Origin of the sequence: Psychroflexus sp. S27 (assembly GCF_002810405.1) — a bacterium.
Lineage (GTDB): Bacteria > Bacteroidota > Bacteroidia > Flavobacteriales > Flavobacteriaceae > Psychroflexus > Psychroflexus halocasei_A.
The window spans coordinates 1-23,368 of the sequence record NZ_NEXQ01000008.1 but is presented as its reverse complement, the minus strand read 5'-3'; the positions used below and the strand labels follow the sequence as shown (position 1 = coordinate 23,368).

The window sequence follows — 23,368 nt, the reverse complement described above, 5'->3', positions numbered from 1 at the left end:
TATTCAGCCGAATTTAAACGCAATTTTAATATTTTAGCGCTATGAATTTTGATCAAATTTTAGGGCTTGAGCATATCAAGCATCACTTGGTAAACTCTATTGAAAATAGACGTGTTGCACATGCACAATTATTTGTTGGTGAGCATGGATATGGAACATTACCAATGGCTTTGGCGTATGCAAGGCTTTTGATCGAAAACTCACAAAAGAATTCTCAAAAAGTAAATGTTCTTGAGCATCCAGATGTTCATTTTGTTTATCCGATCAATAGTGTTTCAAAGTCTTCTAAAAAACCATTAAGTAAAGATTTATTACCGCAATGGAGAGAATTTATTCAAGTTTCACCTTATGGAAATTTGTTTGATTGGTATAAGCATATTGGTATCGAAAAAAAACAAGGCTTAATTAATGTAGATGAAGCCACACAGATAACGAAAGACTTATCCTTAAAAGCTTTTAACGGTGGAGCAAAAGTGATGATTATTTGGTGTGCGGATCGTTTAAATACACAAGCTGCTAACAAGTTGTTGAAATTGATTGAGGAACCACCTCAAAATACTTTTTTTATCTTGATAACAAATCAAGAAGATCAAATCCTTGATACGATAAAATCGCGATGTCAACGCTTAAATTTCCCACCTTTAAGTGAAGCTGATATTTCTTCTGCTTTGCAACAGAATTTTAATGTAGAAGCTACTAAAGCTTCTTCTATTGCACATCAAGCTGATGGAGATTATACTGCTGCTATACATTTATTACAACAAAGTGATGATGAGCAAAGATTTGAAACTCTTTTTATCCGTTGGGTGAGATCTGCTTTTAGGGCTAAAGGGTATAAATATGTTGTTAAAGATTTGATCGATTGGTCCGATGAATTGGCGTCAGAAAATAGAGAAACTCAGAAACGTTTTTTACAATATTGTATTCAATTTTTCAGGCAAGCTTTATTATTTAATTATGATGCAAAAGATTTGGTTTACTTAAAGGTTGATGACCCTAAATTCAAATTTTCAGGTTTTGCACAGTTTATAGGAGGACACAACATTAATGACCTTTTTAAGGCTCTTGAAGATGCGCTTTATTATGTTGAAAGAAACGGTTCTGGTAAAATGATTTTTACAGATTTATCATTTGAACTCACGCGTTTACTGCACAAAAAAAAGTAGCTTTTATATTTATAAAAACTACTTTTTTAGTATTGATTTGTCAGGCTCTTCTTATTTTAAAGAATCTTCTGCATTTAAAGATTTCAAAACTTCATCAGTAATATCAAGCCCTTTTTTAGCATACATAATGTTTGCTGATTCATTTGAACCAAAAATATAAGTATAGCCATTTTCTTCACCGTAATTTGAAACGTAAGTTTTGACATCATCAATGATTTCATTGATAGCAGCATCACTTTCTTGTCGCATCTGCTCACTTTTTTGTTGCTGTTGTTGCTGCAACATTTGTTGCTTTTGCATCAATTCGTTTTGTCTCTTTTCAAGATTAGCTTTACTCATTGAATTTGCTTTAGCTTGAAATTCTTGAACCTCTTTTTGAAATTCTTGAGCTACAGCATCTAATTCGTCTGAGAGTTCTTTATTTTTCTTTTCAAATTTAGCCTCAGTTTTTTCCATTTTGTGATAATCTTGAACTAATCTTGAATTATCAACGTAAGCTGTTTTCATGCTTTCTGTTTGGCAAGATATTAAGCTTGCAGCAATAAGAGCTGTAAAAAGTAATTTTTTCATGTTTTTGATTTTGCGCAAATGTATCATTTATTCATTAAAATATATGAATAAGATTTAATTATAGATATTATATTATCAATAATTATTTCTTATTATAAAAGTGCTTTATAGGTTGTGTTTTTAGTGCTTTATTTAGAATTGAATCTATATGACTATGATTGTAGATAATTAGCTCTTAGATCGCTTTATAAAGGCTTAAATTCCTTTTTTGAAGATAAAAATGTGAGACGACCATGATTTTGTCTTTAATGCACTTAAATTGGCATATAAACCGTTCAAAATCCCTTTGATAGAATTTCCTTGTTTATATTTTTCAGAAACCATTGAAATATAAATTGCATCAAAAAATAAAGGTTTTACTGAAATTAACTTTAGTGAATATGATTTTATTTTTCTTATCAAACTACTTTTTGAAAAATGCCAAATGTGTCGAGGCACATCCCAAGCAGCCCAAAATTCTTTATAAATTTTTGCATCTTTAGATTCATGATTTGGAACTGCTATGATCAAGATTCCATTTTCATTTAGTTTTTGTTTTAATCTTTTAATTAAATAATCAATATCCTCAACATGTTCTAAAACATGAAATAAGGTAATAACATCAAATTTTCCAATGATTGAATTGACATCTGAATGCATCTTTAAATCTTTTTTAGATGCAATCTCATTGGCTTTTTGTGTAGGTTCAAAACCTTCTACTTTATATTTTTTTTGATTTAAATAATCTAAGAAATCTCCAGTTCCGCATCCGTAATCTAAAACCTTAGGATTTTCATTTGAGTATTTTTTAATGAGATTCAATTTTTGGTAAAACATGAATTTTTTCACTACATCATAGACTCTCCCAATTATTCCTTTTTTACTTTCATCATGAGAAATGTATTCTTCGAAATCATAATAAAAGTCAAGATTTTGAGGAAGATTTTGTGTTTTATATAAACCTTCCTCTACTCTTTTTAGTTTAAATTCTTCTTTTGTATGTGCGAAATCCTTTATCTTCATTCTCATTTATTTCATGTTCCACGTGGAACATTAGCGTCCCATGTGAACTAATAAGACTGAAATATCACTCGGATTGACTCCTGAAACTCTTGAGGCTTGGGACACTGTTCGTGGCTGAATTTCATTGAGTTTTTCTCTAGCTTCAAAAGACATTGACTTTAATTTTGAATAATCAAAATTTTGCGGAATCTTGATGTTTTCTAAGCGGTTGAGTTTATCTGCGTTTTGTTTTTCTTTAGCGATATATCCTGAGTATTTAACTTGGATTTCGACTTGTTCTAATGTTTCAGAATCTAATTCGTGATTATCAACATAATCTTTTACACTGTCAATTTGAAGCATATCATCCATCGTGATATTTGGACGTGCAAAAATTTTAAACATTTTGCCTTGTTGATCAACTTTTTGTGACTTGTTCTTTTCGAGAATCGGATTTATTTCTGCTGTCGTGACACTCGTATTTTTAAAGAATTCAACAAATTTTTCTGACTGAATCTTTTTCTTTTCCATTTTATGAAGTCTTTCTTCAGAAGCTAAACCTATTTGATACGCTTTTTCTGTCAATCTAAAATCAGCATTATCTTGTCGTAATAAGGTTCTATATTCAGCTCTTGATGTAAACATTCTATAAGGTTCTTCAGTTCCTTTTGTGATTAAATCATCAATTAAAACGCCTATATATGCTTCATTTCTTTGAAGAATAAATTCTTCTTTTTCTTGAATTTTAAGCGCAGCATTTATTCCTGCCATCATACCTTGAGAAGCCGCTTCCTCGTAACCAGTTGTTCCATTTATTTGTCCTGCGAAATATAAGTTATCGATCAATTTTGTTTCTAAAGTATGCTTAAGCTGTGTTGGTGGAAAATAATCGTATTCAATTGCATAACCAGGTCTGAAAAATTTAACATTCTCAAATCCTTTGACTGATTTCAAAGCTTTGAACTGAATATCTTCTGGTAATGATGTTGAGAAGCCGTTCACATAATATTCAACTGTGTTCCAACCTTCAGGTTCTATGAACATTTGATGTCTATCTTTATCTGCAAATCTATGTATTTTGTCTTCAATGCTTGGACAATATCTTGGCCCTGTGCTCTCAATTGAACCATTGAACATTGGTGATCTGTCAAAACCTTGTCTTAATAATTCATGTACTTCTGGCGATGTATAAGTCATATGACAAGAACGCTGTTTTGTTAATGGTCTTGTCTCATCTGAGAATGAAAATTTAGAAGGGATTTCATCGCCAGGCTGTGCAATCATCTTAGAGAAATCTAAAGATCTTCCATCAACTCTAGGAGGCGTACCTGTTTTCATTCTTCCTGCTTCAAAACCCAGATCAATCAGATCTTTTGTGATACCAGTTGAGGCTCTTTCTCCTGCTCTTCCTCCTCCGAAATTTTTGGTTCCGATATGGATTAATCCATTTAAAAAAGTTCCGTTGGTTAGGATAACGCTTTTCGCTTTGATCTCTAATCCCAATGATGTTCTCACACCTATTAACTTATTGTTTTCTATGATTAAGCCGCTGACCATTTCTTGATAAAAATCTAGATTTTTAGTTTGCTCAAGTTTTAACCTCCAATGCTCTGCAAACATCATTCTATCACTTTGCACTCGTGGACTCCACATCGCTGGACCTTTAGATTTGTTAAGCATTTTGAATTGAATTGCGCTAGTATCAGAAACAATTCCGCTATAACCGCCCATCGCATCAATTTCTCTTAATATTTGTCCTTTTGCGATTCCTCCCATTGCTGGATTGCATGACATTTGTGCTATGTTTTGCAAATTCATTGTGATTAATAATGTTTTGCAACCCATGTTAGCAGCACTTGCTGCTGCTTCGCTTCCTGCATGTCCGCCACCTACAACGATCACATCGTACTCTTTGTTAAACATCTTTTTTAATTTTGTTCCACGTGGAACATTTGCAATTTTTCATTTTCTTTCTGGCGCATTTTGCGCTTCTCTTCATCTGTATGGTCATCGATTTTCATGCAATGAAGCACGCCGTGAACCATCACTCTTCTCAATTCTTCAGTGAATTTATTACCAAATTTAATCGCATTTTCATCAACGCGTTCTGTACTGATATAAATTTCAGCAGCAACTGACAGACCAAAACTATTGTCAAAAGTGATGATGTCTGTCAGAGTATCATGTTTTAAAAACTCTTGATTAATCTTTAAAAGGTAATTATCATCACAAAAAATATAAGTGATTTCTTCAAGCTTAAAGCCTTCAGAATTAATTACGTTTTCAATCCAAATTTGATGCTTTTCTTTTTCATCTAAAGAGAAATTGTTCTCACTGTAAAATTCAATCATATAAATTATTGAAATAAGCTTTAATCAGCTCTTTATATTTAGTTTGCAAAGGTAATTGTTGTCTATTTAATATTTCAGTACTCTGAAAATATTCTTTAGATTTTTTCTTCCACTGTTTAGATTGCTTATCGTAAGTTTTTGTGTTTGTTTCAGCTTGACGCTTCTCTTCTTTTGACTGTTGGTTAGCTGCTTTTTTAAGTTTCAAGAGTTGATGTTGTACATCTTCCATTTGTTTTAAAAGTTTGTTGCTGTAACCATTCATTAGAAGTTCATTTTCTAATTCATCTAAGCTTTTTTCTAATTCTTTGCTATTATCTTCTAGACCTAAACGCTCAATTCTGTTTTCTAATTCTTGCCTAAGCTCTTGCTGTCTTTTAAAGATTTCATAAATTTCTGAACTCATCTGTTCAGCATTTCCTTTCTGCTTTCCATTTTTGCCTTCTCCTTCACTTCCCTCTTTTTCACCACCAGATTGGTTGCCTTTACTTTCAGAACCCTGTTGATCACCACTTTTCTCACCACTTTTTCCTTCTTTACCTTCGCCTTCTTTTTGGCCTTCCTGTTGTCCTTTTTGCATTTCTTTTTTCAGCTCTTCGTGAGATTTAATGATGTCTGAAAGCTGATCTCCTTGACTTTCGCCTTGTTGTGGCTTTCCTTGCCCAGAGCCTGAGCCAGACATCTTGTCCTGCATTTGATCAAGTGCGTTGGCTAGAAGATTCGCCAAGCTATTAGCATCTTTCATCACGTATTGCTGGTTTGCAGTCCCTCGACGAACTTTATTGTCAGCTAAGCGCTCAAGTGCTTTTTCTGTGTTGAAGTTAATGTCTTCTATCTTGTTATTGACAGATTCAGTAATCATAATGTTACGTTGAGATAAAGCAAATAAACTATCATCAATATGCTTGAAATTTTCTCTTAATTCCGATTGTCGTCTTAAATGCTTAGCGAAATACGGATTAGAGTTTTCAATGTTTCGAAATTCTTCCATCAAGTCTTCTTGTTGTAATGAAAAAATAATCAGATTATTTAAGATTTGTCTTAACATTTCTGCATCTTCTGCTTCTTGTTCCATTTGCATACTGCTCATGGATTGTTGCATTTTCTGAGACATTTGCTGCATTTTCTCGGCTGCATTTTTTTGTTTTTCAGAAGCTTTTTGCTTTTCTTTTTTAGAATCTTTTTTGTCACCAGATTCTTCTGAAGTTTCAGATTTTTCTAAGTTCTCTTCTGCATCTTTTTGATCTTCTTTCACCTCTTCCTCTAAAGCTTCATCCTTGCCTAATTCCATAGGTGATTTTAAGTCTTGATTTTGCTTTTCTAATTCATCAAGTTCTTCTATAAACGCTTCAAATTTTTCTGATAAATCTTTTTGTTTTTCAGTATCATTTTCTTGAGATTCAGATAAATCTTTTTGTTCTTCAGACAATTTTTTAAGCTTATCTGCTAATTGTTTTTGCTTTTCCTCAACATAAAAACGCTTAGTTAACTCAAGAAGTTGCTCAAGGTTTTTCTCTTGCTTTTGTTTTGATTGATCAAATTCTTCAAGCTTTTTATCGAGATCTTCAGTTCTAATTTTGTCCTTTATTTTATCGAGCTCGTCTAATAGCTTTTGATTTTTCTCAAGTTGTTCTTGAGTGCTCTCTAATCTCTCTTCAAGTTTTTGTTTTTGATCAGAGTTATCATCTAGATTTTGAAGATCTTCTTTCAGTTTTTCACTGAACTTTTTCATCTGCTCTTGCTGCTGTTTTTGTCTCTGTAAAAATTGCTTGATCTTCTCTTTATCGTTATAATTGAGCTGGCTTTTTTCTTTATTAAGTTGCTGTAATTCCTTTAATGTTTTCTGTTCTTCTTTTGATTTTTCTAATGATTTATTTATCTCAGAAAAAGATTCTTTTTGACGCTTTAGGTTATCTTCTTTCTCCTCATCTTGCGTTAATTTTCTGAATTGAAAACTCTTTGATCTTCTCGACTTCGATCCATTAACAGCATCATTATCATATACTTTAAAGTAATAAGAATAAGCGTGTCCACCTTGAAGTTTTAAATCGATATTTGGAAATGCATAAGTAAAATCTGCATAAGTGTTTCGTGAGATTTTAATGTTTTTTTGAAAAACTGAATCTGTTTCGAGATCTCTATAGACCAATTCCAATTTTTGAATACCGTAATCGTCATTCAGTTGTCCATAGAAATAAGATTGCTTTTCATCTAAGCTATCCTTCTTTTTTTGAACTTTAATTTCAGGAAATTCATCCTTAATAACATTGATTTTATATGATAATCGCTCGTGATTTTTAAACAAAGGATTTGATGTGGTCATTGCATAATCAAAATCATTTGATGCAGTTTTTTGATACTCAAAAAGCTTTTGATTTTTTGAAAAATTCAAAGTTGTATCATTGGTTTCAAAGTTTACATGATCAGTAAACTCAGTTTGTACTTCCCACTTGATGCGCGTCCCTTCAGGTAATTGAGCGTGACCAGTTCCACTTTGTTTTTCATCAGCTTTATTTAGATATTTTGGATACTGCAAATACATGTCAAAGCTTGTTATCTGAGGTGTTTGCAAGACTTTAATTCGATGTTTCTGTGAAATAACTTCGTTGGCTTCTAAATAGAAATCTGTCATTTCACTCACAGAATTTAAGACAAATTCGAATTGATTCGCATCAGTTTTATTCATCTGGAAATTCTTTCCATTCATGTTGATAAACATCTTTTCAGGAACACTTTTACCTTCAGTTTTTACTTTAACAAGAAAATCTTCTCCAGCAATAACTTCTAACTTTTCGTTTAAAATGTCAATTCTAAAAGCAGCTGGCGGCGTATAAACCTTATCGTAATTTAGAATTCGGGTGTAGCTTTCGCTGAAAGCCTCTCCTTGCCCTGAAATCCAAATGGCAATAAATATCAGAATTGGAATAATCGCAAATTTGGCGTATTTCAGATTTGTTTTAAAATCGACTGCTAATTGAAATTTGATCGGTTTCAGTTCTAGTGATTTCTGTTCAATGCTTGCTGCGATAAAAGCATTTGAAACATTTTGATTTTTTAATTGCAGAATGTTTGTCAGCTTATCGTTGACTTCATTGAAATGTTGACCAATTATTTCCGAAGCTTTTTCATAATCAATTCCTTTTGAAATTTTGAAAAGCTTTAAAATTGGAATTAAAATTAACGGAACTGCAATCCCAACTAAAATACCAAGAGCACACCAGAAAAGAAAAAGTCTGAAGCCTGTGCCCGACCACAAAAAATATTCGAGTCCGAGTAAAATGAGAAGAAACAATAAACTTATACTCAAAAATAAAATGCTTCCACGCAGCAATTGATTCAAATAATATTTTTTGATAAATTGCTCTAATTTTTCTTCTATTAGTTTGTAATTCTGCATTTTATGGATTGAATTGCGAATGTATAAATTCAATTTCTATTGTCTTGAAAAGCTTCTTAAATTTAACATGATTAGAATTAAATCTATTTTTATAAAAATATCAATAAATTTTGAACTAAAAAGCTAAAGTATAAGCCTGGATGATTTTATTACATCGCATAAATTTTATCTTTGTAAAAAAAAGAGCATCATGTCAACATCAGTACGCGTCAGATTTGCGCCAAGCCCTACGGGACCTCTACATATTGGCGGTTTAAGAACAGCTTTGTATAATTATTTATTTGCAAAAAAGCATCAAGGTACTTTTGTTTTGCGCATTGAAGATACAGATCAAAATCGATTTGTGGAAGGCGCCGAAGATTATATCGTTGAAAGCTTGAACTGGAGCGGAATTCCTTACGATGAAGGCCCAGGAAAAGAAGGTGAATTTGGTCCTTATAAACAAAGTCTACGTAAAGACATTTATAAAAATTATGTTGATGAACTCATCAATAATGGCAGAGCTTATTATGCTTTCGATACAACTGAAAGTCTTCAAAAATTAAGAGAAGAGGCTGAAGCAAATGGAGAAAAATTCGCTTATGGTCCGCAAAATAGACTGAGCCTCGACAATTCATTGAAGCTTTCTAGTGAAGATTTACAAAAACGTTTAGATGCAAATGAGGCTTACGTTATTCGGTTTAAAACATCACCAGCTCAAAAATTATTTTTGAAAGATGAAATTCGCGGTCATATTGAAGTTGACACTTCAGTATTAGATGATAAAATTCTTTTTAAAGCTGATGGATTACCAACTTATCACATGGCAAACATTGTTGATGATCATTTAATGGAAATCACGCACGTGATCCGTGGTGAAGAATGGTTGCCTTCTCTTCCACTTCATGTTGCTTTATATCAAGCTTTTGGATGGGAACCGCCTAAATTTGCACACTTACCTTTGATTTTAAAACCAAATGGTAAAGGAAAATTAAGTAAACGTGATGGTGATAAACTCGGTATTCCTGTTTTTCCATTAGAATGGAAAGATCCGAATACTGGTTCAGAAGCTGCTGGCTATCGTGAAGGTGGCTACTTACCAGAAACGCTTATTAATACTTTAGCGCTTTTAGGTTGGAATGATGCGACTGATAAGGAGTTTTATAAAATAGAAGAACTCATTGAGAGGTTTGAGTTAAAACGCGTCCATAAATCAGGTGCTAAATTCGATCCTGAAAAGCTAAAATGGTTTCAGCAACATTATTTACAAGAAGCTGATTTGGATGTTTTAGTTGAAGAATATGAAGAAATTCTGAAAGAAAAAGACGTTCAATCAGAAACAAAATATGTGAAGGAAGTTGTTTCAACAATTAGAGAGCGTGCAGTTTTTGTTGATGATTTCTGGGAATTATCATCTTTTTACTTTTTAGCTCCTAGCGAGTTTGATAAAAAATCCTCTAAAAAAGCTTGGAAGGCAACAACTTCAGAATTAATGACTGAGTTTGTCGAGTTTTTATCAGGTTTAAAAGATTTTTCTGAAGAAAATCTGGAAAAAGAAATAAAAAACTGGATCACATCACGTGAGTTAGGTTTTGGTAAAGTCATGCAGCCGCTCAGACTTTCCCTAGTGGGTGCAATGCAAGGACCTAGTGTTTTCCATATTGCAGCATCTATTGGGCGAGAGGAAACGCTAAAACGTCTCAAAACAGCGATAAATCACTTTTCATAATAAATTATATTTGTCTCATATCTTCTTGTTTTTTGTCTTATTTTTAGAGAAATAAAAACAGAAAATATGGGACAAGTAATTACCGTTGCGATTATTATTTTTATTGTATTTATCATCCTCTCGGGGATATTTACAGTAAAGCAACAAACCTCGGCCGTCGTTGAACGCTTTGGCCGATTTAATAGTATCAGAAATTCAGGCTTACAAATTAAAATTCCTATTATTGACAGAATTGCTGGCCGAATTAATTTAAAAATTCAGCAGCTTGATGTGATTGTGGAAACAAAAACTAAAGATGATGTTTTTGTTCACCTTAAAGTTTCTGTGCAATATCAAGTGATGGCATCTAATGTTTATGATGCTTTTTATAAATTGGAAAGTCCGGGTGCGCAAATTACATCTTATGTATTTGATGTTGTAAGAGCTGAAGTGCCTAAAATGAAGCTTGATAACGTTTTTGAAAGAAAAGATGATGTTGCTAATGCAGTAAAAGCAGAATTAAATGATGCGATGCTTGATTATGGCTATGATATCATAAAAACACTTGTCACTGATATTGACCCTGATGAAAAGGTTAAAGAATCAATGAACAGAATTAATGCGTCTGAACGTGAGAAAGTGGCAGCTGAGTATGAAGCCGAAGCTGATAGAATCAAGATTGTTGCTAAGGCACGTGCTGAAGCGGAAAGCAAGCGTTTACAAGGACAAGGTATTGCAGATCAAAGACGTGAAATTGCACGTGGTTTAGAAGAAAGTGTAGATGTACTGAATAATGTGGGAATCAACTCACAAGAAGCCTCTGCTTTAATTGTGGTGACGCAGCATTATGATACCCTACAATCGATTGGTGAGAAGAATAATTCAAACTTGATATTGATGCCAAATTCTCCAGAAGCGGGAAGTGAAATGCTTAACCAAATGATTACATCATTTAGAGCTTCAAGCCAAATTGGCGAGGAAATGAAAAGACAAAATAGAGAGCAAAAAGCTTTGGATGAAAAAAATAAGGAATCTTAATTTACTTTAAGATTCCTAGTTTGTAAAGAAGTTTAAAACCAGCTTTTTTATAAACGTATTTTTGCCCAAAAATAGCCATCAGCTCTGACAATAAATTTGTAAAACTCAAGCCTTTTTTCAAATACGTTAAGTTAAGATTAGCTTTATGTTTATGAATATCGGCTTCGAGTTTTTTAATTTTTAAATCTCGATTAATTTCTTCAAATGATGTATAGTTCTTCATGATTGTGAAATTATGCTTTTTCGTTTGGTTTCTCTTCGTCTAATGAACTTTTAATATCAATTTCATCATGACTATTCATCAATCTAACCATGTAGCCTAAAACGACTTTGTCAATAAATTTCTGACCGAAAAGCAAAGAAATAATTAAGAAAACTAAATAGGCTCCTCCAACGATAAAAAAACCATTAGAGACACTATCTAATTCTTTACCAATGAGAAAAGCTAAACCGATGGATAAAAATAAAAGTAAAAGCAAAATAATGCCACCTACAATGAATAAATGCATTGAGGTGGACAAACTTTTGCTTAATTTTTTGAAAGCATCTAACTTATAATATTCAATTAACTTTTGAATATAAAGTTTAGTGTCTTCTGAAAGCTCACTAAAATGATGACCTATGTTTACTTTCATAGAGTATTACTTCAATTTTTTCTGTAAATCAGCATTTTTCTTTCTCAAATCTTTAAGATCACTTTCTAAGTTAGCAATAACTTCATCAGTCTTAGAATTTGCTGATTTTAAAGTAGAATTGATTTGAGCTTCAATTTTCTTTTTTGTTTCTTCAGTAAAATCAGAAAGATGATTAGTAACAGATTCATATTGATCTCCCAAACTTTTCTTTAATTCACCAGCATCATCTTTAAGTTGCTTGCGTGTTTCTTTACCACTTTTCGGTGCGTAAAGAAGCCCTAATCCAGCACCTATAGTTGCACCAGTTAATAAAGCGATTATCGTGTTTCCTGTGTTGTTTGACATTTTTTAAATATTTAGGTTTGTTCAACTCAAATTTAAGAATAGATTGCCTTAATTCTGTTAATACAGGGTTAATAATAGAATCTGTTTTTAAATATTTAACATTTAAACCCAGATTTTTGGATTTTTTAAAACTTCAATAAGCTTGGCTTCTTCTGAGCCTTCTTCAACTTGATAATCATATTGCCACTGCACATGAGGAGGTAAACTCATCAAGATACTTTCAATACGACCATTTGTTTTTAAACCAAACAAAGTGCCTTTATCATGAACCAAGTTAAACTCAACATAACGGCCACGTCTAATTTCTTGCCAATCGCGTTGTTCTTGAGTGTATTCAATTTCTTTTCTCTTTTTGACAATAGGTAAATATGTGTCGATAAATGAATTGCCTACTTCTGTGACAAAATTATACCAATCATGAATCGATTTTCCTGAAACAGGTTTAAGATAATCAAAAAATAAACCTCCTATTCCTCTGGCTTCATCTCTATGACTGTTCCAAAAATATGAGTCACATTTTTCTTTATAAAGCTTATAAAACTCTGTATCGTGTTTGTCGCAGGCATCTTTACAAATCTGATGAAAGTGCTTTGCATCTTCTTCAAATAAATAATAAGGCGTTAAATCTTGTCCGCCACCAAACCACTGATCAATCAATTCTCCTTTTTTGTTATACATCTCAAAATAGCGCCAATTGGCATGCACTGTCGGCACCATTGGACTTTTAGGATGAATAACTAAACTTAAGCCGCAAGCGTAAAAATCGCAGTCTTCAACATTGAAATACTTTTGCATAGACTGAGGTAATTCGCCGTGAACAGCAGAAATATTAACGCCTCCTTTTTCGAAAACATCACCGTTTTCTATGACACGTGTTCGACCGCCACCGCCGCCTTTTCTTTCCCACAAATCTTCTTGAAAATTTGCTTTTCCATCCATTTCCTCAAGGCTTGATGTAATCTTATCTTGTAAGTTTTGGATATAATTATAAAACTCATCTTTTTTAGAAGATATGTCTTTCATTTTAGTCATGACTTTTGTTTTGGATGATTAATGGCTGATGTAATTTGATTTTCGATTTTATCGATAAGCATTTCATGAGACTCAAAATCTTCTATTTTTAAAGGTTTATGAACTTTAAATTTAAGATTGACAAAAATACCAAGCGGAAACATTCCCCACTTTTGCATCAACCATGAGTTATTGATCGAGACTGGCACAACCACAGCTTCAGGGCAACTTTTAAAAAGTGTTCTTAAACCATTTCTTGAAAACTCTTTAGGCAATCCTGTTTTGGTTCGTGTGCCTTCAGGAAAAATAACAGCTGAGTTTTTTGTTTCATTCAAGTATTCACAAAACTGAGAAATTGCTTTTAACGCTTGTTCTGAATCATTTCTGTCAATTAAAACTGAACCTCCATGTTTAAGGTTAAATGAAATACCTGGAATACCTTGACCCAGTTCTTTTTTACTGATAAATTTCGGATGTAATTTCTGTAAATACCAAATTAAAGGAGGAATATCAAACATGCTTTGGTGGTTGGCAATGATTAGATGAGGCCTGTCTTTTGTAAACTGATAAGGATTATCAAAAGAGACATAATTTCCTAAAAACTTTAAGCAAGCAAGCAGGAAGAAATTAAAAACATCAACACTTTTTTTATGCGCTTGATAACCGAATTTGAGACATATCCATTGAATACCTTGAAATACGACTAAGGTTAGACCAAAAAAAAGGTAAAAAATAACTGATAAAAAATAAGCGATAATCTTCATAAGCTAAACCTAAATAAAAAGCTGTTTCAAAAGACTTCAAACGTATCTAAAATCTCAATGAAAAAAGATATATACTTTGTTTTTTCTGAAGCTTCAGAAAATAAAGTTGAAGTTTTGAAACAGCTTTTAGTACAATAATTGAGACAATGCTAGTGTTTAGCAATGCTCTTCATAAGCACTTTTAAGGTTATCAGCAATCATTTCAGCTGGTCGTCCTTCAATGTGATGTCTTTCTAACATGTGAACAAGTTCACCGTCTTTAAACAAAGCAATAGATGGAGAACTTGGTGGAAATGGAACCATTTGAGAACGTGCCTCATCAGTTGCTTCTTTATCAACTCCAGCAAAAACAGTTGTTAAATGGTCAGGGCTTTTAGCATTCTCGATTGACATTTTTGCACCTGGACGTGCATTTGCTGCTGCACAACCGCATACTGAGTTCACGAGAACTAATGTTGTTCCTTTTTGAGATAAGGCTTGAGTTACATCATCCTTAGATTTTAATTCTTTAAAGCCAACGCTAGTTAATTCTTCTTGCATTGGTTTAACCAGTTCTGGTGGATACATATCTTGATAATTTTATGTTCAACAATTTTTTACAAATATAAAATAAAATGAAGAGACAAAGAATGCATTAACTTTTATTAAGGAGTGCCATGTCCTTTTTAATAAAGATAATGTTAGCTCGTTTTCTATAAGTAATTATCCAATAAGTAAATCAAACTAGAGATGCTTGCTGCACCAAGGTGTAATTCACGTTTATTGACAGTCTCAAAAACATCATTTGCGTTATGGTGAATTTCAAAATAACGCTGACTATCAGGAACAAAACCAAAAAGCGCAATGTCTTTGAATTCAGATTTAAGAGGTGTGATGTCAACACCGCCATAGCCTTCTTCAAGTTGCTGTAAAAGGTAAGGTTCAAAAAGCTTTGTAAAAGAAAGCAGTAATTTTAACTGTCTATCATTTCCGTCAAGGCTGAAGCCTCTAGGTGTAAATCCTCCTCTGTCACTTTCAATCGCTGCGATATGGTTTTCTTTGCTTTGTCCCATTAATTCAGCATAGGTTTTGCCGCCCATATTTCCGTTTTCTTCATTCATAAAAAAGACAACACGAATTGTATTTTTAGGTTGATAATTTAAAGCTATTAAGGTTCTCGCCGCTTCCATTGAATGAACGATTCCGGCACCATCATCATGTGCACCTTCACCTACATCCCATGAGTCAAGGTGGCCTCCAACAGTGATAATATGATTTGGGTTTTCACTTCCCGTAATTTCCGCAATAACGTTATGTGACTTTTTTGGTGGAAAAGTTTGACAATTCATCTCAATCATCAATTTTGTAACGCCACGTGTTGTCATCATATGTTTTTCCAATGTTGTTGCGTCCATTGTCGAAATTGCTGCGGCAGGAATTTTAGTCACACCATCTTCATATTGCATCGTTCCTGTATGTGGATGCGGATGTTCGCTTAAACTTAAAGAACGAATAATAACAGCTTTCGCGCCCTTTTTGGCGGCATCAATAGCGCCTAATCCTCTTATTGGGTAGCAAGCACCGTAAGCATCAAAAGTTTCAATCATTTTCTGATCCATCGGCTGTGAGATGAAAAAGATTTTACCCTTGACATCCTTCTTTTTAGCATTCTGTAAATCTTCTCGCGTTTTAAAGTGAACTAATTCAGCTTGTAAAGGTCCTTCAGTTGCAACAGAACCACCTAAAGCTAAAATATTGAGCTGATGGATATTACCATCAGTATCGGTGTACCAAGCTTTTTCAGTTGTGCCTCTCTCCCAATGCGGGACTTCGATTTCTTGCTTATAAACTTTATCAAAACCATAAGAATTAAGTTTATTATAACCCCATTCTACAGCCATATCAGCACTTGCAGAACCGGCCAATCTTGCGCCGATATCTTTGGTTAAACTTCTTAAATCTTCATAAGCTCTTCCATTTTCAAGTGTTTCATCAAAAATTTGACGCAGCATTGTGCTGTCTTTTTGAAAATTAGTTTGGTTTTGACTAAAAACTGAGAACTGTGTTGCTAAAATAATAACTGCTGTGAGTGTTATTTGGGGAATTCGCATGGTTTATGATTTTTTAATGCTGAAAATTACAAAATTATTTCAACCACAAATGATAAATACTGATATTATGAATAAGTTGATGTGTTTTTAATCAAATAGAATCACACCATGTTAAAATTCAGATGACTGAAGAAATAAAATCTTTGATTATTCAAAAATAATATATAAATTTAAAGATGATAAATCAATTTGTAGATTTCTTATTTCCAAGGTTTTGTGCTTCATGTGAGCACCAGCTTATAGAAGCTGAAAATGTTCTGTGTACTTACTGTATTCACAACTTGGCAATTTATCCTGAAGAATTACAGAAATCTGCTTTTGAAAGTACTTTCTACGGTCGGGTGAATTATAAATTTGCAAAAACACTTTTTTATTTTCAAAAAGGAACTTCTGCACAACAGCTTATTCATAATTTAAAATATAGAGGTCAAAAATATATTGGAAATTTTGTAGGTCAATGGATGGCGCAATTGCTTTTATCACAGAAAGCATCATACGATTTTGATTGTATTGTTCCAGTTCCATTGCATCCGCAACGTATGCGTCAACGCGGTTACAATCAAATTGCCGGCTTTGGTCAAGTCATTTCAGAAAAACTAAATCTCAATTATGTAGATGATGTTTTATACCGACAATCCAACTCTGCGTCTCAAGTTTTTAAAAATAGATTGGCAAGAATTGAAATGATCGAAGGTGGTTTTTACCTTAAAAATATTGAGAAGCTAGCCAATAAACATGTTGTTTTGGTTGATGATTTAATCACAACAGGCTCCACGATTGAATCTTGCTATTTGGCTTTAAACAGAATCAAAAACTTAAAATTGAGCATCCTTACGATCTGCTTAGCTAGATAAAGAAAATGTTGTTTCTTTGCATTAAATATCAGAGTTTTGAAAGATTTACAACGTTTTATATTTTGTCTCGGCATCACTGTTTTAGTTTTATCATGCGCTCAGCGTGGTCGTCCAGATGGTGGTCCTGAAGATTTTGATCCGCCAGTGTTTGTAGGTTCTTCTCCTGCAAATTACAGTGTTAACTATAATAAAAACGAAATCAGAATTAATTTTGATGAGTTCGTCAAACTTGACAATCCGCGCCAGCAAGTCATCTTTTCACCTCCTATTGAGCCACGCCCAACTATTATGCCGATGAGTATGGCAAGCAAGAGTTTTACGATTGATATGCCTGTTGATTCACTTCAAAAAGAAACAACATACACCATCAACTTTGGCTTAAGCGTTCAGGATAATAATGAAGGCAACATTTTACCTTATTTTAAATATGTTTTTTCTACTGGAGATCAGCTTGATTCGCTTCAGGTCAAAGGTCATGTGAGAGACGCTTTTGAGCGTGAGCCTGACGAAAATATTTCAGTGCTTCTCTATCAAATTGATGGCACTTTTAATGATTCTATCATTTATAATGAATTACCAACTTATATTGCTTATACAGATTCTGTTTCTAATTTTAATGTAGAAAACATCAAAGAAGGTCGTTATAAACTCATCGCTATTTCAGATAAAAATAATAACTATTTGTTTAATCCAAAATCTGATAAAATTGATTTTATAGAAAAAGAAATCGATTTACCAACTGATAAAGAGTTTGAATTATCTGTTTTCAAATCAGAAATTGATTTTACAGCCAAAAGACCAAAACAAGTTTCTCAATTACACTTTGAATTTGGTTATGAAGGTCAGCTTGATAGCACGCAAATCGATGTAATATCAGATGTTCCTGCTGATTATGAATACCGCTTTTATAAAGACTTTGAAAAAGATACTTTGCATTATTGGTACAAACCTTATATAGAAAAAGATTCTTTGCTTTTTGAAGTCACGAACAAAACTTATCGTGATACTTTAGAAATAAGACCTAAACAAATAGAGAAAGATTCTTTGCGCTTTACAGCTAATCCAACTGGAGGAATAGCTTTTTTTGAAGATTTTACTTTACGCGCCAACACGCCTATTGAAGATATTGACACCACTAAATTTTCTATGCTAACGAGAGATTCAATTCCTGTTGATTTGAAAATTAAACTTGATCAAAAACTCAATCAATTAAAAGTGAGCTTTGATAAAGACGAAAAGCAGCGCTATCAATTAAGGCTTCTACCTGCTGCAATTACTGATTTCTACGGAAAAACAAACGACACTTTAGATTATAGTTTCAACACAAGATCATATTCAGATTTTGGAAATATTGATTTAACAGTGAATAACATTGATCGTTTTCCAGTGATTTTAGAAATGGTTGATAAGAATGGAGAAATAGAACAAAGTCTTTACCATGAAGACAGAAATTTATTCAAATTTAAATACATTAAGCCTGGCGAATATTACTTTCGTGTAATCTACGATGACAATGAAAATGGCAAATGGGATTCAGGGAATTACCTAAAAAAGAAAAAGCCTGAAGAGATTTTTTATGTTAAAAAATCTCTGAAAGTGAGAGCCTTTTTTGATTATGTAGAAAAAATCAATTTATAACAAAATCATCACGATCTTTGAGGAAACCAAATTTCTCTCTGGCTTCATAAAGTTTATTTTTGTCAACCGAGCAATGTTCAACGACATGTGGATTTTCAAGGTCGTGCGTGCTAATTCTTTTACCTAAATAATCATAAATTGCAGAATGACCGACATAAGGAAAGTCATTGACGTCTTTTCCTGTTCGGTTAACGCCAATCACGTAAGCCATATTTTCTATCGCTCGCGCTTTTAATAAAGCATCCCAAGCCATAATTCTTTTCTGTGGCCAATTGGCGACATAAAGCAAAAGATCATAATCTTCAAGATTGCGAGACCAAGCCGGAAAACGCAAATCATAACAAATTAACGGACAAATTTTCCAGCCTTTATAATCAACAATTAATTTTTTATGTCCTGAAGTGTATGCGCGTTCTTCTTTTGCTAAACTGAACAAATGCTTCTTGTCATATTGATGCGTTTCGCCATCAGGTTTTACAAAATAAAGACGATTGTAATACTTCTCATTTTCTTTAAGCATCACGCTTCCTGTGATCGCAACATCATGTTTTTGAGCCAAATTCTGAAGCCACGATAATGTCGGTTCTGCTGCTTCTGCAACACCTTCAGGATGCATTGAAAAACCAGTTGTAAACATTTCTTGAAGTATGATTAAATCAGTTTTTTCAGCTTCTTCAACAATGTATTTTTCAAATTTTTGTCGATTTTCTTCAGGTGATTCCCAAATCAAATCTGTTTGTAAATAACTGACAGCTAAGGAGGACATAAACTTCAAATTTTGTTAATCAAAGATGACATTTTTATTCTTCAATATCAAATACTGATGAAATTATGTAACTTTAAACTATGAAAACAAAACGACTCGCAGTATTCAATTTTTTGAGTGTTATTTTTGCAATTGCAACCAGCTATTACACACAAGTATTCAAGCTCAATGGCAATACAATTGGGAGTTTAAGCAAAGAACCTGAATATCAAAACCTTTTTACGCCAGCACCTTATGCATTTGCGATTTGGGGTTTGATTTATGTTGCTTTAATACTGATGACTGCCTATCAGCTTTATCAAGCATTTTATAAAAAATCAGATTTAGATTTTGTAAAAAAAATGAAGTATTGGCTTGTTAGCGCTAATTTGTTGACCTCATTTTGGGTGATCGCATGGCTATATGAATACACAGGTTTATCAGTCATTTTTATGTTTTTGGCTTTATTTTCATTGCTTAGAATTATTGTCAATACAAACATGGAACGCTGGGACGCACCAGTTAAATTTGCAGCTTTTAATTGGTGGCCGATTTGTTTTTATTCAGGATGGTTAACTGTTGCTAGCATTGCAAACACAGCAGCTTTTTTAACCAAATCGGGATTTCGTGACTTTATTTTTTCAGAGCAAAACTGGACGATCATCATGATTGTTATCGCAACACTTATCAATGTTGGGATGGTTTATTACAGAAATATGCGAGAGTATGCAGCCATTGGTGTTTGGGCGCTTTTTGCAATCTATATCAGACATCAAAACGCTGAAGAAACACTAGCAATTACAGCTTTGGTTTGTGCGATTATTGTTGGTTTTGCAATTTCATACCATGCATTTGTGAACAGAAGAACATTACCAGGAATTAGAAAATTTTACGAGTAAAACGCCTTCGCTTTTTCAGGTTATTAATCTCTAACTTAAAGTTTATCTTTGCGGGAAATTTTGAACTGTCTTAAAGACTAAGCTTTGTCAATCCTCTCTGACACTTCGTTGATTTTAGTTTTGAGATCGTTTTTGTGTCTTGAGTTGTTATTTCTATGAAAAAAAATAAAGATTCTGTTTTCCGCAAGTTTGTTCTTGATATTCATTTGTGGCTTGGCATCGCAAGTGGTCTTATTCTTTTTTTGATTTGCCTTAGCGGCACGATTTTGGTTTTTGATAAAGAAATTAAAGCTTTTTTTCAAGAAGAACTTGTTATTGAAAAGAATGATCAAAAGAAGATTTCATTAGATATTTTGTCCTCAAAGTTGGATGAATTTGGAGAAGTTCAGACTGTGAAAATTCCCGAATCTGCCAATGAAGCTTATGAATTTCGTATCAAAACTTCACCAGAAAAACGCCGTGGTGAAATATTTAAGGTCAATCCCTATACAGCTGAAATTTTAAAACCACAAAAAACTTTCGCTGATGCTGTGATGTTGTTTTTCTTTAAGTTGCACCGTTGGCTTCTGTTCGACTCTTCTATTGGGCGACCAATTGTTGGGATTGCAACAATGATCTTTTTAGTATTAACTTTTAGCGGATTGATTCTTTGGTTTCCTAAAAAACGCATCAGATGGAAATCAATAAAACGCGGTTTAAAAATTAAATATAAAGGCAAAAGTTCACGTTTAAACCATGATTTGCATAACACGCTGGGTTTTTATGCAAGTTTATTTTTGATCATCATGGCGCTGACAGGATTGAACTGGTCTTTTGAGTGGTACCGAGATTTAAGCAGTTTTGTTTTGGGTGAAAAAGTGTTTAACAGAAATGCTTTATCAGCATATAAAACAACTTCAATCAAAGATGAAACAATTAGTTTTACTGAAGTTTATCAAAAATCAAAAACAGAATTTCTTTTTCCGGGAGATGTTGACATCAATTTTCCTTCAGCTGAAAATGACGTATTTAAAATCAGGAAATACCATGCTGAAAGTTTGTCTCCTGTTTTTTATGACCAATTAATCATCGATCAAAATGCTGAGGTTTTATATAATCAAGCTTTTAAAGATCAGGCATTAAATGCCCAAATCGCTACTCACATTAAAGCTTTGCATACAGGTGAAATTTATGGTTGGCTTTCAAAATGGATTTACTTTTTGGCTTGTCTCATCGCCACAAGCTTGCCGATTACGGGATCTATTATTTTTGCAAACAAGCTTAAACTTAAACGGCAGAAAATGTTGAAGCAAAACCTAAAAGTGAATTGGCATAGGAAGTTTTAGTAGTGGTAAATTCATCCACGATGCTAAAATTTTTCGCTTAGCGTATATTTTTGATTCTTTAGAGAAATATTCAGCAATATTTTTCAAGTCTTGTATTGCCTGTAAAGTCCAATTTACTTGAACCATTTGCTCATTTCTTTATCAAGTTCATCTTCGGTTAACACTTTATTATTTTCAGATTGTTGATTTCCTTTATTAATCTTATCTACTAAAATTAACTTCTCTATTAAAATTCATCAATGGATAATTGTTCAGGAAAACTGTCGATATAAGCTTTTAATGTTGTTTTAGTAATCATCGCTGTATTTTCTTTAAATATAAGAAAGATTTTTTTTAATCGAATTTGTCATTAAACTCTAAAATCAAATTTTAATTTAAAAATCTTTAATAAGTCTTCGTCATATTTTCATTACTGCTTTTTGGGATAATAGGCAAGATCCTAAAATGTTATTGAAAGTATTGGGTTAATTCTAATTAAAAGATGTCTTAGTTATTTTGATTTTTACTTGACCACCAAACGAATAGTTTCTTTGTTTTCATTACTCATAATTTCTACAAAATAAACACCGGTAGCAAGGTTTAACTCTAATTTTTTGTAAAGCTTTACAGCGTTAAATGTTTTGACAAGTCTTGCTGTACTTGTGTAAATATTTATCTTCAAATCACCAGTATTGTTGCCACCAATTTGAAAGTATTTTTCAGCTGGGTTGGGATAGATAGAAAAACTGCTAGCTTGGTTGGTAGGCGTGCTCAGGGTTTTTGGTACAAACTTAGCTAAATACACATTTTGTGGATTATTACCTGCTCCTATATTTGGTTGGTAAGCGCTTTCTGTAGCAATTCCTGTAGTACTCATACTGTGACCAGCCAGATAAAAATTATCTCCTTGGTTTGCAATAAAATTGGCTTCTCTTTTTTCGCCACCATAATAACTTCCCCATAAGCGTTGACCATTCTCATCAAATTTTGCAAAAAAAGCATCTTTATCGCCACCGCCATAACTTTCTTGATGCGCACCAAGACTAGCAATACCATTGGTGGCATTAGTTTCTCCAGAAATCCAAATGCTGTTGTCTGAATAAGAAACAGACTGGGCAACTGTTAAGGAATTGGCACCCTGGCTACCCATATAAGTGCCCCAAATTGGATTACCATCCAAATCCATTTTAAGCAGAAATGCATCGTTGGGTGCTGTTAAGTTTTCGTGGTGAACACCTGTGGTGGCAATATTAGTTGAGCTTGCAGTATATCCGGTAATATAAAGATGGTTGTTGGCAATAACGATATCTTTTGGAGTGTCATTTTCTTCGCCACCATAATAGGTACACCATATTTTGTCTCCATTTTCATTAAATTTAGTTACCATTATGTCACCTTCCCCATTATTTACAGTTTGGTAGGCACCTGTGGTGGTAAGGTAAGAAGCAGCTGGGCTGGCACGTCCTACAACATAAATATTGTTATTGGCATCTATACCAACAGCATTCGCTCCCAAACTATCTACAAACTGACCATGATAAGTGCTCCATATAAGGTCACCATCTAAGCTAAATTTAGCGATAAACGGCACAGTGTAATGAATACTTCCGGGTGGTTGCGGATTTACAGTTGCTTGATGGCTACCAGCAGTGGCTATATTGGTACTAGATTGTGTAACACCAACTACATAAAAAAATCCGTCTTTTAGGCTTATGCTTTGAATTTTCTCAAAATTTTCACCACCAAAATAGGTCGCCCAAACCAAGTTGCCATTCGTGTCAAATTTTGCAATATAACTATCGCCATATCCATTATTAACAATAGAAGAGTTAATGCTTTCTTGGTGAGCCCCTGGGGTAGCAATATTCGTGTTACTCTTAGTATAGCCTGTTATAT

At 33.2% G+C, this 23,368-nt stretch carries 21 protein-coding genes; 7 read left to right on the top strand and 14 right to left on the bottom strand.

Annotated elements, in window-relative coordinates; all coding sequences use genetic code 11:
* Positions 1–41: 41 nt before the first annotated feature.
* Positions 42–1,166 carry an ATP-binding protein gene (locus CAP47_RS01185; protein WP_100775033.1) on the top strand — a complete coding sequence of 375 codons (1,125 nt, stop codon included), beginning with the start codon at positions 42–44 and terminating at the stop codon, positions 1,164–1,166.
* A 51-nt stretch (positions 1,167–1,217) separates the two neighbouring features.
* Here CAP47_RS01185 and CAP47_RS01180 read toward each other — a convergent pair whose 3' ends face one another.
* From CAP47_RS01180 to CAP47_RS01160, 5 genes are all read right to left on the bottom strand, one after another.
* Positions 1,218–1,736, bottom strand: coding sequence for an OmpH family outer membrane protein (locus CAP47_RS01180; protein WP_093244229.1), 519 nt, complete (start codon positions 1,734–1,736; stop codon positions 1,218–1,220).
* A 195-nt stretch (positions 1,737–1,931) separates the two neighbouring features.
* Entirely contained in the window at positions 1,932–2,738 is an 807-nt protein-coding gene (locus tag CAP47_RS01175; RefSeq protein ID WP_238140926.1) for a class I SAM-dependent methyltransferase, read from the bottom strand.
* Positions 2,739–2,768: 30 nt separating this feature from the next.
* A complete protein-coding gene (mnmG, locus tag CAP47_RS01170) occupies positions 2,769–4,640 on the bottom strand; it encodes a tRNA uridine-5-carboxymethylaminomethyl(34) synthesis enzyme MnmG (RefSeq protein ID WP_100775031.1) in 1,872 nt (623 codons plus the stop codon).
* 5 nt (positions 4,641–4,645) lie between these two features.
* Positions 4,646–5,068: an rRNA maturation RNase YbeY gene (gene ybeY / locus CAP47_RS01165; protein WP_192869876.1), complete on the bottom strand. Its 423-nt coding sequence runs from the start codon at positions 5,066–5,068 to the stop codon at positions 4,646–4,648.
* Complete coding sequence (locus CAP47_RS01160) at positions 5,061–8,462, bottom strand: DUF4175 family protein (protein ID WP_100775030.1); 3,402 nt, start codon at positions 8,460–8,462, stop codon at positions 5,061–5,063. The genes ybeY and CAP47_RS01160 overlap by 8 nt, the downstream gene beginning before the upstream one ends.
* Before the next feature lie 190 nt (positions 8,463–8,652).
* Here CAP47_RS01160 and gltX point away from each other — a divergent pair, with 190 nt between their 5' ends.
* The gene (gene gltX, locus CAP47_RS01155) at positions 8,653–10,170 is read left to right on the top strand and encodes a glutamate--tRNA ligase (RefSeq protein WP_100775029.1); all 1,518 of its coding nucleotides are present in this window, start codon (positions 8,653–8,655) and stop codon (positions 10,168–10,170) included.
* A gap of 66 nt (positions 10,171–10,236) precedes the next feature.
* Positions 10,237–11,187 carry an SPFH domain-containing protein gene (locus CAP47_RS01150; RefSeq protein ID WP_093244223.1) on the top strand — a complete coding sequence of 317 codons (951 nt, stop codon included), beginning with the start codon at positions 10,237–10,239 and terminating at the stop codon, positions 11,185–11,187.
* Between the two features lies 1 nt (position 11,188).
* Here CAP47_RS01150 and CAP47_RS01145 read toward each other — a convergent pair whose 3' ends face one another.
* From CAP47_RS01145 to CAP47_RS01115, 7 genes are all read right to left on the bottom strand, one after another.
* Entirely contained in the window at positions 11,189–11,410 is a 222-nt protein-coding gene (locus CAP47_RS01145; protein ID WP_093244222.1) for a DUF6327 family protein, read from the bottom strand.
* Positions 11,411–11,420: 10 nt separating this feature from the next.
* Positions 11,421–11,822, bottom strand: coding sequence for a phage holin family protein (locus CAP47_RS01140; RefSeq protein WP_093244221.1), 402 nt, complete (start codon positions 11,820–11,822; stop codon positions 11,421–11,423).
* Positions 11,823–11,828: 6 nt separating this feature from the next.
* Positions 11,829–12,167, bottom strand: coding sequence for a YtxH domain-containing protein (locus CAP47_RS01135; protein ID WP_093244220.1), 339 nt, complete (start codon positions 12,165–12,167; stop codon positions 11,829–11,831).
* A 102-nt stretch (positions 12,168–12,269) separates the two neighbouring features.
* Positions 12,270–13,199: an oxygen-dependent coproporphyrinogen oxidase gene (hemF, locus tag CAP47_RS01130; RefSeq protein WP_410523955.1), complete on the bottom strand. Its 930-nt coding sequence runs from the start codon at positions 13,197–13,199 to the stop codon at positions 12,270–12,272.
* The gene (locus CAP47_RS01125; RefSeq protein WP_100775028.1) at positions 13,196–13,942 is read right to left on the bottom strand and encodes a lysophospholipid acyltransferase family protein; all 747 of its coding nucleotides are present in this window, start codon (positions 13,940–13,942) and stop codon (positions 13,196–13,198) included. The genes hemF and CAP47_RS01125 overlap by 4 nt, the downstream gene beginning before the upstream one ends.
* A 156-nt stretch (positions 13,943–14,098) precedes the next feature.
* Positions 14,099–14,509, bottom strand: a complete 411-nt coding sequence (locus CAP47_RS01120; protein ID WP_093244217.1) for a BrxA/BrxB family bacilliredoxin — start codon at positions 14,507–14,509, stop codon at positions 14,099–14,101.
* 125 nt (positions 14,510–14,634) lie between these two features.
* Positions 14,635–16,032 carry a M20/M25/M40 family metallo-hydrolase gene (locus CAP47_RS01115; protein ID WP_100775027.1) on the bottom strand — a complete coding sequence of 466 codons (1,398 nt, stop codon included), beginning with the start codon at positions 16,030–16,032 and terminating at the stop codon, positions 14,635–14,637.
* Positions 16,033–16,208: 176 nt separating this feature from the next.
* Here CAP47_RS01115 and CAP47_RS01110 point away from each other — a divergent pair, with 176 nt between their 5' ends.
* Positions 16,209–16,886, top strand: a complete 678-nt coding sequence (locus CAP47_RS01110; protein ID WP_093244215.1) for a ComF family protein — start codon at positions 16,209–16,211, stop codon at positions 16,884–16,886.
* Between the two features lie 36 nt (positions 16,887–16,922).
* Positions 16,923–18,524, top strand: coding sequence for an Ig-like domain-containing protein (locus tag CAP47_RS01105; protein WP_100775026.1), 1,602 nt, complete (start codon positions 16,923–16,925; stop codon positions 18,522–18,524).
* Here CAP47_RS01105 and CAP47_RS01100 read toward each other — a convergent pair.
* Positions 18,514–19,290, bottom strand: a complete 777-nt coding sequence (locus CAP47_RS01100) for an amidohydrolase (protein WP_100775025.1) — start codon at positions 19,288–19,290, stop codon at positions 18,514–18,516. The genes CAP47_RS01105 and CAP47_RS01100 overlap by 11 nt on opposite strands.
* 80 nt (positions 19,291–19,370) lie before the next feature.
* Here CAP47_RS01100 and CAP47_RS01095 point away from each other — a divergent pair, with 80 nt between their 5' ends.
* Entirely contained in the window at positions 19,371–20,168 is a 798-nt protein-coding gene (locus CAP47_RS01095) for a hypothetical protein (protein ID WP_100775024.1), read from the top strand.
* A 155-nt stretch (positions 20,169–20,323) separates the two neighbouring features.
* On the top strand, positions 20,324–21,493 hold the full coding sequence (locus CAP47_RS01090) for a PepSY-associated TM helix domain-containing protein (RefSeq protein ID WP_100775023.1): 1,170 nt from the start codon (positions 20,324–20,326) through the stop codon (positions 21,491–21,493).
* 502 nt (positions 21,494–21,995) lie between these two features.
* On the opposite strand, the gene CAP47_RS01085 is transcribed toward CAP47_RS01090, so the two are convergent.
* Positions 21,996–23,368, bottom strand: a 1,373-nt coding sequence (locus tag CAP47_RS01085) for a T9SS type A sorting domain-containing protein (protein ID WP_153043466.1), incomplete at its 5' end; no start/stop codon positions are given.

Excerpts from the sequence above, each read along its gene's own strand:
- mnmG (WP_100775031.1), bottom strand. The coding sequence starts at position 4,640 with ATGTTTAACAAAGAGTACGATGTGATCGTTGTAGGTGGCGGACATGCA.
- CAP47_RS01175 (WP_238140926.1), bottom strand. The coding sequence starts at position 2,738 with ATGAAGATAAAGGATTTCGCACATACAAAAGAAGAATTTAAACTAAAA.
- hemF (WP_410523955.1), bottom strand. The coding sequence starts at position 13,199 with ATGACTAAAATGAAAGACATATCTTCTAAAAAAGATGAGTTTTATAAT.
- CAP47_RS01120 (WP_093244217.1), bottom strand. The coding sequence starts at position 14,509 with ATGTATCCACCAGAACTGGTTAAACCAATGCAAGAAGAATTAACTAGC.
- CAP47_RS01145 (WP_093244222.1), bottom strand. The coding sequence starts at position 11,410 with ATGAAGAACTATACATCATTTGAAGAAATTAATCGAGATTTAAAAATT.
- CAP47_RS01180 (WP_093244229.1), bottom strand. The coding sequence starts at position 1,736 with ATGAAAAAATTACTTTTTACAGCTCTTATTGCTGCAAGCTTAATATCT.
- CAP47_RS01115 (WP_100775027.1), bottom strand. The coding sequence starts at position 16,032 with ATGCGAATTCCCCAAATAACACTCACAGCAGTTATTATTTTAGCAACA.
- CAP47_RS01185 (WP_100775033.1), top strand. The coding sequence starts at position 42 with ATGAATTTTGATCAAATTTTAGGGCTTGAGCATATCAAGCATCACTTG.
- CAP47_RS01160 (WP_100775030.1), bottom strand. The coding sequence starts at position 8,462 with ATGCAGAATTACAAACTAATAGAAGAAAAATTAGAGCAATTTATCAAA.
- CAP47_RS01140 (WP_093244221.1), bottom strand. The coding sequence starts at position 11,822 with ATGAAAGTAAACATAGGTCATCATTTTAGTGAGCTTTCAGAAGACACT.
- CAP47_RS01100 (WP_100775025.1), bottom strand. The coding sequence starts at position 19,290 with ATGTCCTCCTTAGCTGTCAGTTATTTACAAACAGATTTGATTTGGGAA.
- CAP47_RS01125 (WP_100775028.1), bottom strand. The coding sequence starts at position 13,942 with ATGAAGATTATCGCTTATTTTTTATCAGTTATTTTTTACCTTTTTTTT.
- CAP47_RS01095 (WP_100775024.1), top strand. The coding sequence starts at position 19,371 with ATGAAAACAAAACGACTCGCAGTATTCAATTTTTTGAGTGTTATTTTT.
- CAP47_RS01090 (WP_100775023.1), top strand. The coding sequence starts at position 20,324 with ATGAAAAAAAATAAAGATTCTGTTTTCCGCAAGTTTGTTCTTGATATT.
- ybeY (WP_192869876.1), bottom strand. The coding sequence starts at position 5,068 with ATGATTGAATTTTACAGTGAGAACAATTTCTCTTTAGATGAAAAAGAA.
- CAP47_RS01110 (WP_093244215.1), top strand. The coding sequence starts at position 16,209 with ATGATAAATCAATTTGTAGATTTCTTATTTCCAAGGTTTTGTGCTTCA.
- CAP47_RS01135 (WP_093244220.1), bottom strand. The coding sequence starts at position 12,167 with ATGTCAAACAACACAGGAAACACGATAATCGCTTTATTAACTGGTGCA.
- CAP47_RS01150 (WP_093244223.1), top strand. The coding sequence starts at position 10,237 with ATGGGACAAGTAATTACCGTTGCGATTATTATTTTTATTGTATTTATC.
- gltX (WP_100775029.1), top strand. The coding sequence starts at position 8,653 with ATGTCAACATCAGTACGCGTCAGATTTGCGCCAAGCCCTACGGGACCT.